This window comes from Streptomyces sp. NBC_01077, assembly GCF_045162855.1.
Taxonomy (GTDB): domain Bacteria; phylum Actinomycetota; class Actinomycetes; order Streptomycetales; family Streptomycetaceae; genus Streptomyces.
The window spans coordinates 1,532,276-1,551,116 of record NZ_CP108669.1 but is presented as its reverse complement, the minus strand read 5'-3'; the positions used below and the strand labels follow the sequence as shown (position 1 = coordinate 1,551,116).

Annotated in this window: 20 protein-coding genes; 9 read left to right on the top strand and 11 right to left on the bottom strand. The window is 72.0% G+C overall.

All coding sequences use genetic code 11. The features are described 5' to 3' along the window. Positions 1 to 7: 7 nt before the first annotated feature. Complete coding sequence (locus tag OG462_RS06975; protein ID WP_406055496.1) at positions 8 to 337, bottom strand: plasmid stabilization protein; 330 nt, start codon at positions 335 to 337, stop codon at positions 8 to 10. A gap of 80 nt (positions 338 to 417) precedes the next feature. Beyond that, complete coding sequence (locus tag OG462_RS06970) at positions 418 to 951, bottom strand: DUF6328 family protein (RefSeq protein WP_406055494.1); 534 nt, start codon at positions 949 to 951, stop codon at positions 418 to 420. A 252-nt stretch (positions 952 to 1,203) separates the two neighbouring features. On the opposite strand from OG462_RS06970, the gene OG462_RS06965 reads away from it, so the two are divergent. Both OG462_RS06965 and OG462_RS06960 read left to right on the top strand, forming a co-directional pair. After that, positions 1,204 to 1,596 (top strand): STAS domain-containing protein, encoded by a 393-nt coding sequence (locus OG462_RS06965; RefSeq protein WP_406055492.1) that lies wholly within the window; start codon positions 1,204 to 1,206, stop codon positions 1,594 to 1,596. A gap of 34 nt (positions 1,597 to 1,630) precedes the next feature. Continuing rightward, positions 1,631 to 2,152 (top strand): ATP-binding protein, encoded by a 522-nt coding sequence (locus OG462_RS06960; protein ID WP_406055490.1) that lies wholly within the window; start codon positions 1,631 to 1,633, stop codon positions 2,150 to 2,152. 9 nt (positions 2,153 to 2,161) lie between these two features. On the opposite strand, the gene OG462_RS06955 is transcribed toward OG462_RS06960, so the two are convergent. Next, positions 2,162 to 3,052, bottom strand: coding sequence for a SigB/SigF/SigG family RNA polymerase sigma factor (locus OG462_RS06955; RefSeq protein WP_406055488.1), 891 nt, complete (start codon positions 3,050 to 3,052; stop codon positions 2,162 to 2,164). A 188-nt stretch (positions 3,053 to 3,240) separates the two neighbouring features. Between OG462_RS06955 and OG462_RS06950 the strand changes: the two genes are divergently transcribed. Beyond that, positions 3,241 to 3,678, top strand: coding sequence for an ATP-binding protein (locus OG462_RS06950; RefSeq protein WP_406055486.1), 438 nt, complete (start codon positions 3,241 to 3,243; stop codon positions 3,676 to 3,678). Here OG462_RS06950 and OG462_RS06945 read toward each other — a convergent pair. After that, a complete protein-coding gene (locus OG462_RS06945; RefSeq protein ID WP_406055484.1) occupies positions 3,672 to 4,097 on the bottom strand; it encodes an STAS domain-containing protein in 426 nt (141 codons plus the stop codon). The genes OG462_RS06950 and OG462_RS06945 overlap by 7 nt on opposite strands. A gap of 135 nt (positions 4,098 to 4,232) precedes the next feature. Between OG462_RS06945 and OG462_RS06940 the strand changes: the two genes are divergently transcribed. Then, entirely contained in the window at positions 4,233 to 4,580 is a 348-nt protein-coding gene (locus OG462_RS06940; protein WP_406055482.1) for a helix-turn-helix transcriptional regulator, read from the top strand. Here OG462_RS06940 and OG462_RS06935 read toward each other — a convergent pair. The 3 genes from OG462_RS06935 to OG462_RS06925 are packed head-to-tail and all read right to left on the bottom strand — an operon-like array spanning position 4,577 to position 7,283. After that, a complete protein-coding gene (locus tag OG462_RS06935) occupies positions 4,577 to 5,071 on the bottom strand; it encodes a hypothetical protein (RefSeq protein WP_406055480.1) in 495 nt (164 codons plus the stop codon). The genes OG462_RS06940 and OG462_RS06935 overlap by 4 nt on opposite strands. Next, positions 5,068 to 6,591, bottom strand: coding sequence for an ATP-binding protein (locus OG462_RS06930; RefSeq protein WP_406055478.1), 1,524 nt, complete (start codon positions 6,589 to 6,591; stop codon positions 5,068 to 5,070). Before OG462_RS06930 ends, OG462_RS06935 begins: the two co-directional genes overlap by 4 nt. Further along, entirely contained in the window at positions 6,588 to 7,283 is a 696-nt protein-coding gene (locus tag OG462_RS06925) for a response regulator (protein ID WP_406055476.1), read from the bottom strand. The genes OG462_RS06930 and OG462_RS06925 overlap by 4 nt, the downstream gene beginning before the upstream one ends. Positions 7,284 to 7,417: 134 nt before the next feature. Between OG462_RS06925 and OG462_RS06920 the strand changes: the two genes are divergently transcribed. Genes OG462_RS06920 through OG462_RS06905 form a run of 4 tightly spaced genes read left to right on the top strand, consistent with a single transcriptional unit; the run spans position 7,418 to position 11,113 of the window. Then, on the top strand, positions 7,418 to 8,071 hold the full coding sequence (locus OG462_RS06920; RefSeq protein WP_406055474.1) for a hypothetical protein: 654 nt from the start codon (positions 7,418 to 7,420) through the stop codon (positions 8,069 to 8,071). Then, positions 8,068 to 9,174, top strand: a complete 1,107-nt coding sequence (locus OG462_RS06915; protein ID WP_406055472.1) for a peptidoglycan-binding protein — start codon at positions 8,068 to 8,070, stop codon at positions 9,172 to 9,174. Before OG462_RS06920 ends, OG462_RS06915 begins: the two co-directional genes overlap by 4 nt. Further along, on the top strand, positions 9,171 to 9,923 hold the full coding sequence (locus OG462_RS06910; RefSeq protein ID WP_406055470.1) for an ABC transporter ATP-binding protein: 753 nt from the start codon (positions 9,171 to 9,173) through the stop codon (positions 9,921 to 9,923). Before OG462_RS06915 ends, OG462_RS06910 begins: the two co-directional genes overlap by 4 nt. Beyond that, entirely contained in the window at positions 9,920 to 11,113 is a 1,194-nt protein-coding gene (locus OG462_RS06905) for an ABC transporter permease (protein ID WP_406055468.1), read from the top strand. Before OG462_RS06910 ends, OG462_RS06905 begins: the two co-directional genes overlap by 4 nt. Positions 11,114 to 11,255: 142 nt before the next feature. On the opposite strand, the gene OG462_RS06900 is transcribed toward OG462_RS06905, so the two are convergent. The 4 genes from OG462_RS06900 to OG462_RS06885 all read right to left on the bottom strand — a co-directional run bounded on the left by OG462_RS06900 (position 11,256) and on the right by OG462_RS06885 (position 15,805). Then, the gene (locus tag OG462_RS06900; protein ID WP_406055466.1) at positions 11,256 to 12,710 is read right to left on the bottom strand and encodes a DEAD/DEAH box helicase; all 1,455 of its coding nucleotides are present in this window, start codon (positions 12,708 to 12,710) and stop codon (positions 11,256 to 11,258) included. A 235-nt stretch (positions 12,711 to 12,945) separates the two neighbouring features. Next, positions 12,946 to 13,149, bottom strand: coding sequence for a cold-shock protein (locus OG462_RS06895; RefSeq protein ID WP_030218719.1), 204 nt, complete (start codon positions 13,147 to 13,149; stop codon positions 12,946 to 12,948). A gap of 235 nt (positions 13,150 to 13,384) precedes the next feature. After that, positions 13,385 to 14,188, bottom strand: coding sequence for a DUF817 domain-containing protein (locus OG462_RS06890; RefSeq protein ID WP_406055464.1), 804 nt, complete (start codon positions 14,186 to 14,188; stop codon positions 13,385 to 13,387). Positions 14,189 to 14,359: 171 nt separating this feature from the next. Beyond that, on the bottom strand, positions 14,360 to 15,805 hold the full coding sequence (locus tag OG462_RS06885) for a glyceraldehyde-3-phosphate dehydrogenase (RefSeq protein WP_406055462.1): 1,446 nt from the start codon (positions 15,803 to 15,805) through the stop codon (positions 14,360 to 14,362). A 138-nt stretch (positions 15,806 to 15,943) separates the two neighbouring features. On the opposite strand from OG462_RS06885, the gene OG462_RS06880 reads away from it, so the two are divergent. Beyond that, on the top strand, positions 15,944 to 18,781 hold the full coding sequence (locus OG462_RS06880; RefSeq protein WP_406055460.1) for an AfsR/SARP family transcriptional regulator: 2,838 nt from the start codon (positions 15,944 to 15,946) through the stop codon (positions 18,779 to 18,781). Positions 18,782 to 18,841 lie beyond the last annotated feature (60 nt).

The following is an 18,841-nucleotide window of genomic DNA, read 5'->3' as shown; positions in this document are numbered from 1 at the left end:
GGTGTCCTCAGCTGCCGCCGCCCAGGGCGCGCAGCAGCTGTGCCTTGTTCATCTTCGAGCGGCCGTCCAGGTGACGGCGCCTGGCCTCCTCGTAGAGCTGGTCGTACGTGCGTCCCTCGGCGCCGCTGTGGGAGCGCCGGCCGCCTCGCTCGCCGGACGACATGTCCTCCCGGGACAGCGGACTCGACGTCCGGGACTCGCCGTGCCGGGCCCGTTCCTTGTTCACCGTGCGGGCCGCGATCTCCTGGGCGCGCTTCTCGCTCTCGCCGCGCTGCTCCGCGCTCTCCTTGATGTGCTCGTACTGCCGTTCCCGCTTCGGGCTGGATCCGCGAGGCATGACGTGCTCCTTCCCGCGTGTTCCGGGTGTCTCCCGTGTGCCGGGCGCTTCATCCGTGCGGCTACCCGCCGGCCCTCCGGTCACTCCTCCCTCCTCGTCGTGTGCCGATGCCGGGTCCACAGCGGCAGGGCGAACCAGCACAGCAGGTACCAGGCCGCGACCCCGGCCACGAGCCAGGGAACGATCGCGTTGTCGGTGGCCACCCGCAGGATGAGGAAGAGCGCGCTGGTGAGGGTGGCGAGCAGGAGCAGGATCCCGATGAAGGTCAGCCGGGACGCCCAGGTGACCGCCTGGGGTTTGATCTGCCGCCCCGCGACGAGGCGGTGGAAGGGGACGGGGCCGATGAGCGCGCCTGTCGCCAGCGATCCGAGGATCACCGTCAGGACGTAGATCCCCTTGTCGGTCGAAGGGAGACTCTCGTACCGCGGGGTGAAGACGACGGTCAGCAGGAAGCCGAGGAGGATCTGGACACCCGTCTGGACCACTCGGATCTCCTGCATGAGGTCCTGCCACTGCCGGTCGGCGCGTTCGTCCGCGGTCTCCCGGCGGCCCCGCGTGGGCTCGTGACCTCCCCCTGCCTTCTCCCGTCCCGGCCCGCTCTCGCGGTCAGTCATCCGCCTCACCTTCCGGTCCCGAGGGCCCGCGCGGCCGCGGAGGCCGTACGCCGCGTCTTCCCGGCCTGCCCGGTCACAGCCGTTCCGCCGCGCGTCTTCGTCGTATCACACGAGAGCCCGGTCGCGAGCGGTCCGGCGGCTGCGCCGCGCCCTCCGCGCGGCCGGGCGGGCTTCCGCTCGCCGTGCCCGGAGACCCCGGCGTATCGTCGGCCTCAGCTCGGAATTCTGCGCCGACGGGAACCGGAGTGCCGGATGCCAAGGGATGCGACGGGGACGGGTGATGCCGGGCTTGTCGGCCCACGCCTGACGGCCGCGGTCCGGTGGAGCGGAGCCACGGCCGTCGTCACGGTGGCGGGGGAGCTCGACCGCGACACCCAGGAGCCCCTGCACGCGGCCCTGACCGAGGCCCTGGACCGGCGGCCCGAGCGGATCGTGGTGGACTGCGGACGGCTGACGTTCTGCGATTCGACCGGGCTCAATCTGCTGCTCACCACGAGGCTGGACGCGGTGGAGGCCGGCAGCCGGCTGGAGCTCGCCGCACTGCGCCCGCCCGTCGACCGGGTCTTCGACATCACCGGCGTCGTGGCGGTGTTCACGGTGTACGACGAGCTGCCCGAGGACCTGGTCGGAGGGGAGCACCCGTGAACGCGGCGCGCCACCGGGCACGGTGGAGGCAGGGATGAGCGAACCGGCCCGGTCGAGGGGCCAGATCAGACGGCTCGTCCTGCGGAGCGGGGAGTCGGTGGTGGCGCGATGCCGTGACTTCTGCCGTGCGGCGCTCACCGACTGGGACTGGCCCGGACCACCGGAGACCACGGGGCTCACGGAGGAGGAGCGGGACCTCGCGATCGAGGACGTCCTGCTTGTGGTGTCGGAAGCGGTGACCAACGCCTGTCTCCATGCCGGCGGCCCGACGGAGCTGGTGATCCGGCTCTCTCCCGCCGAGTCGCCGGAGAACGGTGCGGCGTCGGGTGCGGCGGGCGACCTGCGGATCGAGGTGAGCGACCGGAGCAGCCGGATCCCGGGTTTCCGGCCACGGGGTGCGCCGGGGCAGCCGGGCGGCAACGGCCTGATCGTGATCGACCGGCTCGCGCGCGCGTGGGGAGCCGTCCCCGGGGAGGCGGGCAAGTCCTTCTGGATGGAGCTGGCCACACCGGTCCCGGCGACCGGACGGCCTCCGGCACTCCCCGGCGGCCCGTGACCGGTTTGCCTAGGCGATCACGGCCTCCGGCGGCTCCTCCGCCGTCAGGGCCGTCCGCAGACCGCCGAGGATCCGGCTGAGGAGACGGGACACGTGCATCTGGGAGAGGCCGAGCCGCTCGCCTATCTCCGCCTGGGTCAGTTCGTCGCCGAACCGCAGCGCCAGGATCGTCCGGTCGCGTGCGGAGAGGGCGGCGACGAGCGGCTTGAGCGCTTCCAGGTTCTCGACCTTCTCGAAGGAGTCGTCGTCGGTGCCGAGGCAGCGGGCGAGCATGCCGGGACCGCCGTCCTCGTCGTCCACGGGAACGTCGAGCGAGCGGCTGGTGAATCCGTTCGCGGCGATCCGGCCCTCGCGCAGCTCCGCCTCGGTGATGTGGAGGTGGGCACTGAGCTCGCCGGCCGTCGGCGGGCGGCCCAGCTGCTGTTCGAGGGTGTCGTTCGCCTTCGCCAGGTCCAGGCGCAGCTCCTGTAGGCGGCGCGGTACGTGGACGCTCCAGCTGGTGTCCCGCAGATGCCGCCGTATCTCACCGAGCACGGTCGGCAGGGCGAAGGACATGAACTCGTTGCCCCGGTCGGGGTCGAACCGGTTGATCGCCTTGATCAGGCCGACGGTGCCCACCTGGACGATGTCCTCCCAGGAGTCGCTGGAGCGGCGGAACCGGGTAGCCGCGTACTTGACCAGGCTGAGGTTCAGCTCGACGAGGGTGTTGCGTACGTACGAGTGGTCGGCCGTGCCCTCCTCGAGTGACCGCAGCCGCTCGAACAGGGTCGTCGAGAGCGCGCGGGCGTCCGTGGTGCTCACCGCCAGGGGATCCGCGATCTCCGGCAGCCCGGCCGGTGGTTTCGGATCGTGACGGACGGAAGGGCCGCTGCTCCCGACGGTGGTGCGGTGGTTCGACATGAAGGCTCCTCGTGCGAGGTCCCTCTGGCCTCATACCCGCTCCCACGCCCCACAAGCGGCGTGGGCGACGGAGGGGGAGAAGGCGGGGGATTGCGAACGGATCGTCGGGGCAGGGGCCTGGTGACCGATGTGAAGAGGGTGGGGACGAGAAGAGGGTGGGGACGAGCGGAGACAGGGCGGGAAGAACAGTGACCACAGGGCAACGCACGCCGAACAGGAACAGGCCCCTCGTTCCGCAGGACGCGGCCGAGGCGCGCGCCCAGGTGGCGGAAGTGCTGGCGGTGGCCGCGACGGGGACGGGGAGCCCGCCGTCCACCACGGCCGTCGGGGACGCGCTGCTGGTGACGTCCGAGCTGGTGACCAACGCGCTGCGGCACGGGGGAGGTCTCACCGGATTCGGTGTGGAACTCGACCCGGGCGCGGTGACGATCACCGTCGCGGACGCGAGCGGCGAGCTGCCGCACCTCACGGACGCCGGCACGGACGCCGGCAGGAGTGAGCGGGCCTCCGGCCTGGCGGAGGGTGGGTTCGGCTGGCCCCTGGTCAGGCTGCTCGCGCAGGAGATCAGGCTGTCTCTGCCACCGGAGGGCGGCAAGACGATCGAGGTGCGGCTGCCCCTTCATTGACGCTGTCCTGTCCTCCCCCGGACCGGTCCCGTCTTCGGCGGTGCGAAGAGTTCCCCGGTGCCGGTCAGCTGGAGCAGGCGGGTCATCCGGGGGCTCACGGGCCCGAGCGTGAGGGGACAGCGCCCGCCATCGAGGTGCTGGTGCCGAGCGGCCAGGAAGGCACGCAGGCCGACGCAGTCGCAGAAGGTGACGGCGGCGAGGTCGAGCGTGACGCCTTCCGGGTGGGCGTGCAGCGCCGCGATGAGGCTCTGGTGCAGCTGGGAGGCGGTGGCACGGTCGATCTCGCCGCTGACGACGACGGTGCCGCCCGGTGTGACGTCCACGGTCATCTGCGCGTCCTGGCCGGTCACGGGCGGCTGGGGGCGGGTGTCGCCGACGGGCGCCCGGAGGTCGGTGGCGCGGTCTGGAAGGGGGTGCATGGTGTGCTCCCACGGGCCGGCCGAACCTGGTCTTTCCGTCCCTATCGTCCTCTTTTCTTCAGTAATGCGTCAACAATCACATGAGACCGATTTCCGGTCTTGCGACTCATGAGTAAAACACCACATAATGGGTGCATGGGTGACAGTTCAGGCGATCGTCAGTGGACCTTCCTGACGAATCACGCCCGAGTACTGGTGGTGATCGCCCGAGATCCCGATGTGCGCCTGCGCGATGTCGCCGTCGCGTGCGGGGTGACCGAGCGCACGGTGCAGGCGATCGTGGCCGATCTGGAGGCCGCCGGCTACCTCACGCACGCGCGTGAAGGCCGGCGCAACCGCTACCGCCTGGCCCCCGGCAAGCGTTTCCGGCACCCGCTGGAGGGCGACTACGAGATCACCGGCCTCCTGGACCTGCTCAAGGCCGACCCAGGCGCCGGCGGTCCCGTGCCCCACGCCGGGGCGAGCGAGGGAAGTCCGCGCTAGCCGTCGAGGAACTCGGCGCACCGGTAGGGTCCGAGGGACGGGCCGACCGGCTGGCGCAGGGTGACCTCCACGTCGTCGGTCCTGACCTCCGGGTCGAGCACGGACTGGGCGCGGGCCAGCGTGCACACCAGCTGTCCCGTTCCCTGGTCGCGGCCCGTCGCCGCGTACGGGTCCTCCAGGTGCACCGTGACCCGGGCGCCCTGACCGGTCACCGTGTAGCCGCCCAGCTGGACGAGGTTGGTGAGGCCGTCACGCTGTTCGGCGGGAGGCGGGCCGCCCGCGAGCAGCTTCACCACCGAGTTGAGGCTCTCGACCTTCCTGTCGAGCACCGGTACGCCCCGCAGCCCGCTGTCCGACGCGTAGTACAGCCGGATCCCGCGCGTCAGCCCGGTCGCCGGCTCGCCCGCCCCTATCACCCCGGTCGGCTGCACACCGCACCCCACCAGGGCGATCCCGAGGACGGAGACCAGTACTCCCGCTCGTACTCTCACTCCGCGTCCTCTCCGGTGCGCCGCAGGGGCAGCCGCAGTGTGAACACCGCGCCGCCCTCCGCTCCTTCGGCGACGTCGATCGTGCCGCCGTGCAGTCGCGCGTTCTCCAGCGCGATCGCCGTGCCGAGGCCGCTGCCCTGCCCGCCGGTGTCGGCCGCGCTCCGGGTGCGGGCCGCGTCCGCCTTGTAGAACCGGTCGAAGACCCGCTCCCGGGCCTCCGGCGGCAGCCCCGGGCCGTGGTCGGCGACCTCCACCGTCACCCACTCCCCGTCCGTCGCGCTGCTCGTACCGAGGGTCACGGTGACCGGCGGGGCTCCGTGCCGCAGCGCGTTGCCCACCAGGTTCGCCACGATCACATCGACACGGCGCCGGTCGACCACCGCCCGTACGCCCTCGTCGAGGTGGACCTCCACCCGCTCGGTCCAGCCGCGCACCGCCAGGGACGCCCGTACCGTGTCGGCGAGATCGGTCTCGGCCGCGTTCAGCCGGATCGCGTTCGCGTCGAAGCGGGAGATCTCCATCAGGTCCTCGACGAGCCGCGAGAGCCGCGCCGTCTCCGCGCCCACCGTGCGGGCCGCCCGCGCCGCGTCCGGCGGCAGCTGGTCGGCGTCCTCTTCCAGGACGGTCGCCACCATCGTCATCGCCGCGAGGGGGGTGCGCAGTTCGTGCGACACGTCCGCGACGAAGCGGCGCGCCTTCGCCTCCTGCTCGCGCAGGCGCGCGTCGGAGGTCTGTAGGGCGTCCGCCGTCTCGTTGAACGTCCGCGCCAGATCGGCGAGTTCGTCGTGCCCCTTGACCGAGACCCGGCTGCCGAGGTCGCCCTCCGCGAGCTCACGCGTGGCCCGCCCCAGCTTCCGTACGGGTCGGAGGACCGTACCGGCGGCGAGCAGCGCCAGGACGGCGGCCAGGACCACCACCGGCAGGATCCCGGCCCGTACGGAGTCCAGCAGGGCGGCGGTGTCGTCGCGTTCGGCCCGGAGGTCGGTGATCGCGAAGACCTCCAGACCGGAGAATCGACGGTCCCCGTCCGCGTACGTCACGGGCATGCCGACCACCAGATACGGCTCGTCCCGCCACGTCACCCGCTGGAACCGGGTCCCGTCCCCGGCCCGTACGGCGGTCCGCAGCTCGGCGGTGATCCGGCCCTCCGTGGCGGCGAGCGGGTCGGAGACCGCGACGAGATCGTGGTAGCGCGCGACCACGATCCGGGCACCGAGACCGTCCGAGACCTTCGCCGCGAACCGGGAGAGCGACCGCTGGTCGGGCGGCAGGTCGAAGTCGGCGGCGACCGCGGTGACCCGCGTCCGTACGTCGTTCACGGCGGCGTCCTGGGTGCGCCGGAGGACGGCTGTCCGCGCGTCCCGGTAGGCGAGCGCGGTCGCGGTCACCGCGCTGATGAGCGCGACGACGACGAAGGTCACCACGAGCCGGGTCCGCAGCCCCCCGACGAGCCGCCGGGAGCGCCGCTTCGGGGGCTTCCCGGCGGGGGCGGCACCGCCCGCGCCGCGCGTACGGCTCACAGCGGGCCGAAGCGGTAGCCGAAGCCCCGCACGGTCTGGACGTACCGCGGCCTCGCCGGTACGTCCTCCAGCTTCGCCCGCAGCCGGCCGACCGCCGCGTCCACCAGCCGGGAGTCACCGAGGAAGGTGTGGTCCCAGACCGACGACAGGAGCTGCTCGCGACCGAAGACCCGGCCGGGGGAGGCCGACAGTTCCAGGAGGAGCCGCAGCTCGGTGGGCGGCAGCGGGATCGTGACGCCGTGCTTGGTGACGGTGAGGCCGGCGCGGTCGATCACCAGGCCCGCGAGGTCGGCGTCGGCGGTCCGCGACGGTCCCGACGGCTCCGCGCGCCGCAGCGCGGCCCGGATGCGGGCCTCCAGGACGGGCGCGGTGACCGGCTTGACCACGTAGTCGTCGGCACCCGCCTCCAGGCCCGTCACGATGTCGTGGTCGTCCCCGCGCGCGGTCAGCATGATGACGGGAAGCGTGGTCGTACGGGCGCGGATACGGCGGCACACCTCGAACCCGTCCATCCCCGGCAGCATCAGGTCGAGGACGGCCAGCTCGACCCTCGCGCCGCCGGGGCCGTCGAGCAGCGCGAGCGCCTCCTCGCCGGTGGCCGCCGTGTCGACGTCGTACCCGTGCCGGCGCAGCACGAGCTCCATTCCGTCCCGTACGGACGCGTCGTCCTCGATGAGCAGTACATGCGGCATGCGGTCGATTATGGGTGCCGCGCACGCCGGTCCGTCGCCCGGGCAGGGGGCCGATGCCCAGGTCGGGGGCATTGTTACGTTTTCATCATGTCGCCATGGAATCGCCATCACGTGGCCTGACCAGGGTGGTGCTCATGAGCCCGAAGACAACCTCCCGTGCCACCGCCCGGCTGCGCCTGACCGCCCTCGCCGTGCTCCCCGTCCTCGCCTTCTCCGCGGCGTGCGGCAGCGGGGACGACAGCGCCGACGGCGACCGGAAGAACGATGAGATCGCCTCGGTGCCGGAGACCACCACAGCCTCGCCGTCCACGAAGAACGACAGCACCCCCAGCACCCGGCCGGCCGGGAAGAGCGCCTTCTACGACGCGCAGCTCCTCTACGTCCGGTGCATGCGCGTCAAGGGCGGCTACAAGGACTACCCGGACCCCAAGCTCAGCGGCCACCTCGACTGGGGGAAGATCGAGGAGATCGCCTCGCGGCCCGGCCAGATGGAGGCATCCAAGGGCGGCAAGAACGGCGTCTGCGCTCCCGAACTCCAGAAGGCCATGATGGCCGAGCCCAAGCGCGACCAGCAGAAGGACTACGAGTCGATGCTGGCGCACGCCAAGTGCATGCGCGACAACGGCGTCTCCCAGTTCACCAATCCGACGATGAGCGGCGGCAACGCCCAGCCGGGCGGTGACCCGAACCCGGCCTCCCCGACCATCGACCACGACTCACCCGCGTACGAGCAGGCCCGCGAGGCGTGCAAGACGAAGCTCCTCGACGGTCTGGACGGCATGCAGTGAAGCGCCGCACCGCCTTCCGCGCACTCGGCGCGGTGACGGTCGCCGCCGCCGTCACCGGGGGAGTCGTCTACCTCGGCGACCTCGGGATCCTCGGTGGGATCGGCGGCGCGAGTGGCTCCGGAGCCTCCGGGAAGGGCGGCGATCTGCCGCCCGCCACCGCGACCGTCGTCCGTACCGACCTCGTCCAGTCCAAGACCGTCGACGGCAGGCTCGACTTCGCGCAGCGCCGCCCCGTCAAGTCCGCCGTCGACGGCACCGTCACCGTGGCCGCCTCCGAGGGCAGGACGCTGACCATGGGGCAGGCCCTGTACGAGCTGAACGACAAGCCCGTCACCCTCCTGTACGGGCCCGTCCCGATGTTCCGCGAGATGAAGACGGGCGACAGAGGCAGTGACGTGCTCCAACTGGAGCGCAACCTCCGCGACTTGGGATACGGAGCGGGCCTCTACGTCGACACGCGGTACGACAAGGACACCGAGACAGCGGTCAAGCAGTGGCAGAAGTCCCTGAACCGCGAGCCCACCGGAAAGGTCGGCAGGGGAGACGTCGTCTTCCAGCCCGGCCAGGTCAAGGTGGTCTCCGTCGACGCCGCACTCGCCGACCAGGTCGGACCCGGCGAACCCGTCCTGACGATCGCCTCCACCAAACCCGTCGTCCGGGCCCGCCTGGACCAGACCGACGGCGCGCTCACCGCCGCCGGCACCAGGGTCGAGGTCACCCTGCCCAGCGGGAAGACCGTGCCCGGGCGGGTCGCCGGGACCGTACGCCCCGAAGGGACCGGCTCCGGGGACGGCGCGGCCGCGCAGGAAGGCATCGTCGTCGAGGTCGTCCTCGACGGCGGGGCGCGCGCCGCGTCCGGGGAGGACGCCAAGGCATCGGCCAGTGTGAAGTTCGTCAGCGAGGCCCGCAAGGGAGTCCTCGCGGTCCCCGTCGAGGCGGTCCTCGCCCTGCGCGGCGAGAACGGCGGCTACGGCCTCCAGATCGTCCAGGGCACCACCACGCGGACGATACGGGTGGAGACGGGCATGACCGCCGACGGGCAGATCGAGGTCAGCGGCCCGGACGTGAGGGAAGGCCTGCAGGTCGGGATGGCGGCCTCATGACCCCGGCCCCCACCGAGACCGCCGCGTCACCGGCCCCCACCGTGTCCCCGGCCCCCGTCGTGGAACTGCGGGACGCCACCAAGTCGTACCCCGGCGGCGTCCACGCCCTGCGCGGAGTGAACCTGACCGTCGACGAGGGCGAACTGCTCGCCGTCGTCGGACCCTCCGGGTCCGGCAAGTCCACGATGCTCCACGTCATGGGCACCCTCGACAAGCCCACCAGCGGCACCGTCCGGATCGCCGGGTACGACGTGTCCGCACTCTCCGACAACCGCCTCTCCGCACTCCGCGCCCGCCACATCGGCTTCGTGTTCCAGCACTTCCATCTGGCGGCGGGACGCGACGCCGTCGACAACGTCGCCGACGGGCTGCTGTACGCGGGCGTGCCGCTGCGCGAACGCCGGGCGCGGGCGCGGGCCGCGCTCGACCGGGTCCGCCTCGACCACCGCCACTCCCACACGCCGAACGAGCTGTCCGGCGGCGAGAAGCAGCGCGTGGCCATCGCCCGCGCGCTGGTGGGGGAGCCCCGGCTGCTGCTCGCGGACGAGCCGACCGGCGCCCTCGACACCGCCTCGGGGGAGATCGTCATGGAGCTGCTGCACGAGCTGAACGCCTCCGGCACCACGATCTGTGTGATCACCCACGACAACGAGATCGCGGACTCGCTGCCGCGCCGGGTGCGCTTCAAGGACGGCGAGATCGTCGCGGACGAGCGCGGTGCCCTCCCCGGGGAAGGAGTCTCGCCGTGAAAGGCAGCCTCAAGCCCTCCCGTCTCTCCGCCCGCGACATCCTCCGGGTCGGCGCCGTCGGTCTCCGCGCGCGCCGCGCGCGCGTGGTGCTCTCCGCGCTCGGCATCGCCATCGGCATCGCGACCATGGTCGCGGTCGTCGGCCTCTCCGAGTCCAGCCGCGCGGACCTGATGGCCCAGCTCGACCGGCTCGGCACCAACCTCCTCACCGCCGAGGCGGGCAAGGACACCCTGGGCAAGGAGGTCAAACTCCCCAAGAACGCGGTCGCGATGGTCGAGCGCATCGGCCCCGTCCGGCACGCCACCGGAACCGGCGACGTCGACGCCCGGATCCGCCGCAGCGATCTGGTCCCCGAGGAGCGCACCGCCGGCGTCACCACGCAGGCCGTCCGTACCGACCTCCTGGCCGCGCTCGGCGGCGAGGTCGACAAGGGCGCCTGGCTGGACCCGGCCGGCGAACGGCTTCCGGTCACGGTCCTCGGAGCGGTGGCCGCCGACCGCCTCGGCATCACCCGCACCGGCGAGACGATCATGATGAACGACACCCGCGTGGTCGTCGTCGGCATCCTGAAACCGCTGGAACTGGTCCCGAACCTCGACCGGGTGGCGATGGTAGGATTCCCCGCCGCCGAGCGCCACTTCGGCTTCGACGGCCACCCGACCACGATCTTCGAGCGCTCCACGGACGCCTCGGTGGAGGACGTACGGGCGATCCTGGCCCGCACGATCAGCCCCGGCGGCGAGGCGGGCGTCAAGGTCTCCCGGCCCTCGGACGCGCTCGCCGCCAAAGCCGCCACCGACAAGGGCCTGACGACCCTTATGCTGGGCCTGGGCGCGGTGGCGCTCCTGGTCGGCGGTGTCGGCGTCGCCAACACCATGGTCATCTCCGTCCTCGAACGCCGCCAGGAGATCGGCCTGCGCCGCTCCCTCGGCGCGACCCGCAACGCGATCCGGCTCCAGTTCCTCACCGAGTCGCTGCTGTTGTCGGCGCTCGGCGGGGCGACGGGCGCGCTGCTCGGCGCGACGGCGACGTACGGCTTCGCGCGGTTCCAGGGCTGGACGGCGGTCGTCCCGCCCTGGTCCCTCGCGGGCGGCCTGGCCGCCACCCTCCTGATCGGGATGATCGCCGGCCTCTACCCGGCGATCCGCGCCTCCCGCCTCCACCCGACGGTGGCACTCAACGCGACGTGAGTCCCGCTCGCACCGATGGGGCGGCGGCCACCGGGTCGCCGCTCTGCGGGAGGAACGTGGCCGCCTTCCGGGCGAGTACGGGGGCGAAGAACCCGGGTGCGTCGGCGGGGCGCGGCGTGAGCCCCAGGTCCCTGAGGGGGGCCTACTTGCCGCGGCGGATCCGCGCGGCCTGCCGGGCCTCGGCGGCCTTGCGGGCGTCGGCGGCCTTGCGGGACTCGTTCTTGGCGCGGCCGGGGCGGCCCGGGACGGTGCCCATGCCGCGGAAGGCCGCGCCGCCGCGCTTGATGCCCTCCTGGCTGGGCGCGGCGCCGGCGACGGGCACGCCCGAGGGGGTACGGGCGCCGGTGATGCGGCTCAGCTCGGCCTCGCCCGAGCGGACCTGGGTGACCTGGGCGCGGATGCCCGCGTCCGCCATGAGCCGGGCCACGTCACGCCGTTCGTCGGAGGTGACCAGGGTGACGACGACGCCGGACTCGCCGGCGCGCGCGGTACGTCCGCCCCGGTGCAGATAGTCCTTGTGGTCGGCCGGCGGGTCGACGTTGACGACGAGGTCGAGCTCGTCGACGTGGATGCCGCGCGCCGCCACGTTGGTGGCGACGAGGACCGGGACCTCGCCGGACCTGAAGCGGTCCAGGGTGCGGGTCCGCAGCGGCTGGGACTTCCCGCTGTGCAGCGCGGCGGCGTGGACGCCGCTGCCGAGGAGATGTTTGGTGAAGCGGTCGACGGACGCCTTCGTCGCCAGGAACATGATGACCCGCCCGTCGCGGGCCGCGATCTCCGTGGCGGTGGCGAACTTGTCGGCGCCGTGCACCTGCAGCACGTGGTGGTCCATCGTGGACACCGCGGCGGACGACGGGTCGACGGAGTGGACGACCGGGTCGTCGAGGTACCGCTCGACCAGCAGGTCGACGTTGCGGTCGAGCGTGGCGGAGAACAGCATCCGCTGGCCCTCGCCGCCCACCCGGTCGAGCAGTTCGGTGACCTGGGGCATGAAGCCCATGTCGGCCATCTGGTCGGCCTCGTCGAGGACGGTGACGCCCACCCGCTCCAGCCGGCAGTCCTTGCGCTCCACGAGGTCCATGAGCCGGCCCGGAGTGGCGACCAGGACCTCGGCCCCGTCGCGCAGCGCCGTGGCCTGCCTGCCGATCGACATGCCGCCCACCACGGTGGCCAGGCGCAGCTTCAGGGCCTGGGCGAAGGGGTCGAGGGCGTCCGTGACCTGCTGGGCCAGTTCACGTGTGGGTACGAGGATCAGCGCGAGCGGCTTACGGGCCTCGGCGCGGCGTCCCGCGATACGGACGAGCAGGGGCAGGCCGAAGGCGAGGGTCTTGCCGGAGCCGGTGCGGCCGCGCCCCAGGACGTCACGGCCCGCGAGGGCGTCGGGCAGGGTCGCGGACTGGATCGGGAACGGCTCGTCGACACCGAGCCGGGTGAGGACGTCGAGGACCTCGGCCGGCAGGTCGAGCTCGGCGAAGGTCGCGGCGGGCGGCAGGGCCGGCGTGCCGGCGGGCAGCGTCGCCAACTCGTCCTTCGCCGGGGTGCCGCGTCGTGCCCGGTCCGTACGGTTCGTGTTGTTCGTGTTGTTCGTGTTGTTCATGGGGACCTTCCTCGAAACGGTGCGCTTCGAGGAATTCGCGAAGGGCCGCGGGGCCCGATGAATTACAGGAACGTACCGAACGCCACAAGCGTGCGGATCCGGCCATACCGAGGGGATGAAATCGGGCGCCGGTCCGTAAAAAAGCCTGGGAATGCTTGAAAATGCCTGGAAAATGCAACGAGCCGGGGCCCTCACCACACGGGTGAGGACCCCAGCTGCGTCGGACGTGTCAACGTCAGGCGGGGAGGATGTTCTCCGCCTGGGGGCCCTTCTGGCCCTGCGTGACGTCGAAGGTCACCTTCTGGCCTTCCTGGAGCTCACGGAAGCCAGAGGTGGCGATGTTGGAGTAGTGGGCGAAGACGTCCGGGCCGCCACCCTCCTGCTCGATGAAGCCGAAGCCCTTTTCAGCGTTGAACCACTTCACGGTGCCGTTAGCCATGTCAATTCTCCTTCGGGGCGTAGCCCTGGGGGCCGCACTGTGCGGAACCCGGAGTCGCCGTGATGATTGCCCCGTCCGGAAAACTGCACCGAAAACACAGAAAGTGCCTGACGATGTCGAATCGTCGAAGGCACTTGTAAGTTTCTTTGGGAACCACAACTGCAACTGCTGTCGACTGTACCACGTCCCCTGCGGGGGTGCACGAACCTGCGGGGGCGGACGAAATTGTCGAATTTCACGCCCGGCCCGCCGGGAACACATTTCCCCGCGGGCCGGGAGCGGGCCCCCTCGCGCGGTCGGCCGTCAGGACGAACGTGACCGTGATCAGCAGCGCCCATGCGCCGAACTTGGCGAGCGACACCGGCTGCCAGCCGTCCAGTTGGTCCGGGTAGCTCCAGGCGCCGACGTACGTGGCCGCGTTCTCCGCGACCCACAGGAAGAAGCCGATCAGGACGAACGACAGGGCCAGCGGCATCCGGTGGTCCCGCTCGCCCACCCGGAACCGCACCCAGGTCCCCGCGGTCGCCGCCAGGAGCAGGGCCGCCAGGGCCCAACGGGCGTCGGGCAGCCAGTGGTGGCTGAAGAAGTTCACGTACACGGCACCGGCGAGCACGGCCGTCGCCCGCGGCCGGTAGCCCGTCAGTCGCAGGTCGAACAGGTGCCAGGCCCGGCAGACGTAGCTCCCGAGCGCCGCGTAGAGGAACCCGCCGTACAGCGGCACCCCGCCGACCTTCGCCAGCGCCTCCTCCGGGTAACTCCACGAGCCCATCCGTACCTTGACCAACTCGAAGAGCAGACCGATGACATGGCAGCCGGCGATCACGGCGACGTCCCGCCCGCTGTCCCACCCGAGCCTCCAGGCCAGGACGGTGAGCCCGATCCCGTACAGCAACAGCAGGTCGTAACGGGCGACCGGCAGCCCGGGCAGCAGGGTCGAGACCGCGATCCCCCCGACGAGCGCGACGGCGAAGGCGCAGCACCGCGCCTCCAGCACCGCGAACCGCAGCAGCTGACGTATCCCGCGCGTGAACGTGTCCATGGGGGGAGGGACGCCGGGGCGGCGGCGGTCGGTTCGCGGGAGAGCGGGGAGAGCCGGGGGGAGAGGGGGAGGGGGAGAGGGGGCGGAACGGGTTGAACGGGGGGAACGGAACGGCGGCGCGCCGCACCCCCGGAGGGAGTGCGGCGCGCCGCCGTGCTGTGGAGCGGGGGATCAGACCGCCGGTGCCGGGAAGGTCGGGTACTCCACGCCGGAGACGTGCTGGACGACCCGGATGACCTGGCACGAGTAGCCGAACTCGTTGTCGTACCAGAGGTAGAGGATCGCGTTGTCGCCGTCGACCTTGGTCGCGCCGGCGTCGACGATCGACGCGTGACGCGAGCCCACGAAGTCCATCGAGACCGCGTCGGGGGCCGTGGTGAAGTCGATCTGACGCTTCAGCGGCGAGTGCAGCGAGACGTCGCGGAGGTACTCGAGGACCTCTTCGCGGGTGGTCTCGCGGCCCAGGCGCAGGCTCAGGATCGCGATCGAGACGTCCGGGACGGGGACGCGGATCGAGCTGCCCGTGATCGGGGCCTTGAGGTCCGGCAGGGCCTTGGCGACGGCCGAGGCGGCACCCGTCTCGGTGATGACCATGTTGAGCGGCGCGGATCGGCCGCGACGGTCGGCCTTGTGGTAGTTGTCCAGGAGGTTCTGGTCGTTCGTGAACGAATGGACCGTCTCCACGTGGCCGCGCAGCACGCCGTACTCGTCGTCCATCGCCTTCAGCGGCGGCACGATCGCGTTGGTGGTGCAGGAGGCGCAGGACAGGATCTGCTCGTCCGGCTTGATCGTGTCGTGGTTGACGCCGTGCACGATGTTCGGCACGTCACCCTTGCCGGGCGCGGTCAGGACGACCTTGTCGATGCCGGGCCGCAGGTGCTTCGACAGGCCCTCACGGTCGCGCCACTTGCCGGTGTTGTCGATGAGGATGGCGTTCTCGATGCCGTACGCCGTGTAGTCGACCTCGGAGGGGTCGTTGGCGTAGATCACCTTGATCGTGTTGCCGTTGGCGACGATCGTGCTGTTCGCCTCGTCCACGGTGATCGTGCCCTGGAACTGGCCGTGGATCGAGTCGCGGCGCAGCAGCGAGGCGCGCTTCACCAGGTCCTGCTCACCGCCGCCGCGGACGACGATCGCGCGCAGGCGCAGACCGTTGCCCGAGCCGGCCTTCTCGATGAGGAGGCGGGCGACGAGGCGGCCGATGCGGCCGAAGCCGTAGAGGACGACGTCGCGTCCGTCACGGCGCTCGATCTTGTTCTCACCGGTGGCGCCGGCGACGGCCTCGGCGGTGAACTCCTCCACCGAGAGACCGCGGTCGTCGGTCTTGTACTCGGCGGCCAGCATGCCGATGTCGATCTGGGACGGACCGAGATCGAGGGTGGTGAGCGTCTTCAGGAACGGGAGCGTCTCGGTGACCGAGAGTTCCTCGCCGTCGATCTGCCGGGCGAAACGGTGGGTCTTGAGGATGCTGACCACCGACTTGTTCACCAGGGAGCGGCTGTGGACCAGGACGGTGATGTCCTGCTCCCGGTGCAGCTTCCCGATGATCGGGATCATCGACTCCGCGATCTCCTCGCGGTTCTTCCAGCTGGTGAACGAGTCGTCATTGACAGTCACAAGTTTATCTTTCGAGCTAGGCGGCGCTCATATGGTAACCCCCGGCCGGTTTGATCAATCAAGGGGTGCCGAACCGTACGATGGGGACCGTCGGGATCCGCCCCAGGTCGGGCGGCCCGCCTACCTTGATGCGGGGGCATGGTGGTGAAGTTCGGGCTGCTGGGACCACTGGTCGTCCACGACGGGGAGCAACCGCTTCCCGTCACCGGACCCAAGGTCCGCGTCCTCCTCGCCGCGCTGCTGCTCCAGGCGAATCGCGCCGTGTCCAGGGACGCCCTCAAGGAGGCCCTCTGGGGCACGTCCGTGCCGGCCAGCGCCGACGCCGCCCTCGCCAACCACCTCACCCGGCTGCGCCGCGTCCTCGCCGCCCTGGACCACGGGTCCGAGGAGCGGCTGCGCACCGTGGCCCCCGGTTACCAGCTGCTCGTCCACGAGGACGAGCTCGACGCCGACGTGTTCGAGGCCCGCGTCAGGGCCGTACGGCACGCCCACCGGCGGGAGGACTGGGAGGAGGTCCGGCGCGAGACCGCGCTCGCCATGCCCCTGTGGCGCGGCGCACCCCTCGCCGACCTGGCCCCCTTCGCCGACACCGAGGGGCCCGCACTCCGGGTCCACCAGCTCGCGGAGGCCCGCCTCCAGGCCCTCGAATGGAGCTTCGACGCCGAACTCCGGCTCGGCCGCCACCACGAGGCCGTCGCCCCGCTCAGCACCCTGGCGGCGGAACACCCCCTCCGCGAGGGCTTCCACCGGCGGCTCATGCTGGCCCTGCACCGGTCCGGCCGCCAGGCCGAGGCCTTCTCCGTCTACCACCGGCTGCGCCGCAGCCTCGTCGACGAGCTCGGCGCGGAACCGGGCGCCGCCGTCCAGCAGGCCCACCAGGAGGTCCTCACCGGCGAACCGGCACCCCGGCCCCGCGCCCACACCGGCCTCGCCTCACCCCGGCCACCGTTCCAGCTGCCCTGCGAGGGGGAGGCCTTCACGGGCCGGAAGGCCGAGGTGGCGGAGATCCGGTCGCTTCTCGGGGAGACCACCGGGCCGCACACCCACATCAGACCCGTCGTCATCTCCGGCATGGGCGGTGTCGGCAAGACCGCCCTCGCCGTCCACGTGGCCCACCGAGTGCGCGACGCCTTCCCGGACGGTGTCCTCTACGCCGACCTGCGCGGCTACTGCGTCCACGGCGCGCGCACGGCCCACGAGCTGCTCGCCCGCTTCCTGTCGGACCTCGGCCTGCGGCACGACACCCTGCCGGACGACACCGACGACCGGGCCCTCCTCCTCCGCGCCGCGCTCGCCGAGCGCCGCGTCCTGCTGGTCCTCGACAACGTGCGGGGCGCCGCCCATGTGGCGCCCCTCCTCCCGGCCGGCGGGCCGAGCGCCGCCCTGATCACCAGCCGGCAGCTGCTCGCCGACCTGCCGGGCTCCGTCACGGTCCCGCTGTCCCCGCTGCCGGAGCCCGACCAGCACGCGCTGCTCGCCGCACTCGCCGGCGCCGAGCGCGTACGGCACGAGCCCGAGGCGCTGGCCGACATCATGGCCGCCTGCGGGGGACTGCCGCTCGCCCTGCACATCGTCGGCGGCCGGCTCGCCTCCCGCCCCTCCTGGCCCCTCGCGCTCCTCGCGAAACGGCTGACGCCCCACCAGGGCCGCCTGGAGACCCTCACCATGGGCACCTTCGACGTCCAGGGCACCTTCGCCATGAGCTACGTGGCCATGCGCGACAGCGAGCAGCCGTTGGAACGCGAGGCCGCGCGGGCCTTCCGGCTCCTCGGCCGGGTGTGGTCGGGTCACCAGCTCACCCCGCAGTCCACCGCCGCGCTCCTCGACGTCACGGAGACCCGCGCCGCCGCCGTGCTCGACGTCCTGGCCGACGCCCACCTCGTCCTCAACCCCGAGCCCGACCGGTACGTGCTCCACGACCTCCTCGGCGAGTACGCGTGGCGGCGGGGCGAGGAGGAGGACACGGAGGCCGAGCGCACCGCCGCCGCCCTGCGGCTGCTCTCCTGGTACGTCACGGCGCTCGCGGCCGCGTCGCTCGCGGCCACCCGGGAGACGCAGTCCCCGCCGCCGCTGGAACGGGAGACCGGGGTGCCCCTGTCGCTCCCCGAGTTCACCGACGACGAAGAGGCGATCCGCTGGACCGCCAAGGAGCTCCCCGCCATCCGGGACGCGCTCACCCGCGCCGGGGAGCTGGGCCGCTCCGACATGGCGTGGCGGCTCGCGGTGGGACTCTTCGGGTACGCGGGTACGCACTGGTGGACCGCGGAGTGGGACGCCTGCCTCGGCCAGGCGATGGACATCGCCCGCGCCCACGACGACACGCTCGGCCAGGCGTGGCTGTACCGGCGGATGGCCGTCGCCCACGGCATGGCGTTCCGCAACGAGGCCTGCCTCGCGCACCTCCGGATCGCCCTGGAACTCTTCACCGCGCGCGGTGACGTGCTGGCCCGGGCCTCCATCCTCGGGAACATGTCGTCGCTCTACCTGCAGATCGAGGACGCGGAGCGTGGGCTCGCCCACGCCGAGCTCTCGCGCGATCTGTACCGGGAAGCCGGCAACACCCGGGGCGAGCTGCTCGTGCTCACCAGGATCGCGGACGCCCGGCAGCTGGTCGGCGACCTCGACGGGGCGGCCGCGGACTGCCAGCGGGCGATCGAGCTGCTGAGGACGGAGGGCCGGTGGCTGTTCCTGGCCACGAGTCTCACCAAGTACGGCGACATCCTCCGCGGTCTCGGACGCCGTGACGAGTCGTTCGCCGCCCTCACGGAGGCGCTCGGCATCCGGCACCGGATGGAGGACGCCGGAGGGACGGCCGACTGTCTGGTCTTCACGGCCCGCGCCCACCACCACTTCGGGGAGTGGGACGCCGCCCGCGCGACCTGGGAGACCTGTCTGGAGCTCGCCCGCACGCACAACCTGGCCACGCGGATCGACGAGAGCCTCGAAGGGCTCGCCGCGCTCCCCGACGCCGACTAGACGACACGCCCTGCTCCCCGCAGCCGACTGGGCGACACGCCGCCCTTCCCGCGGCCGACC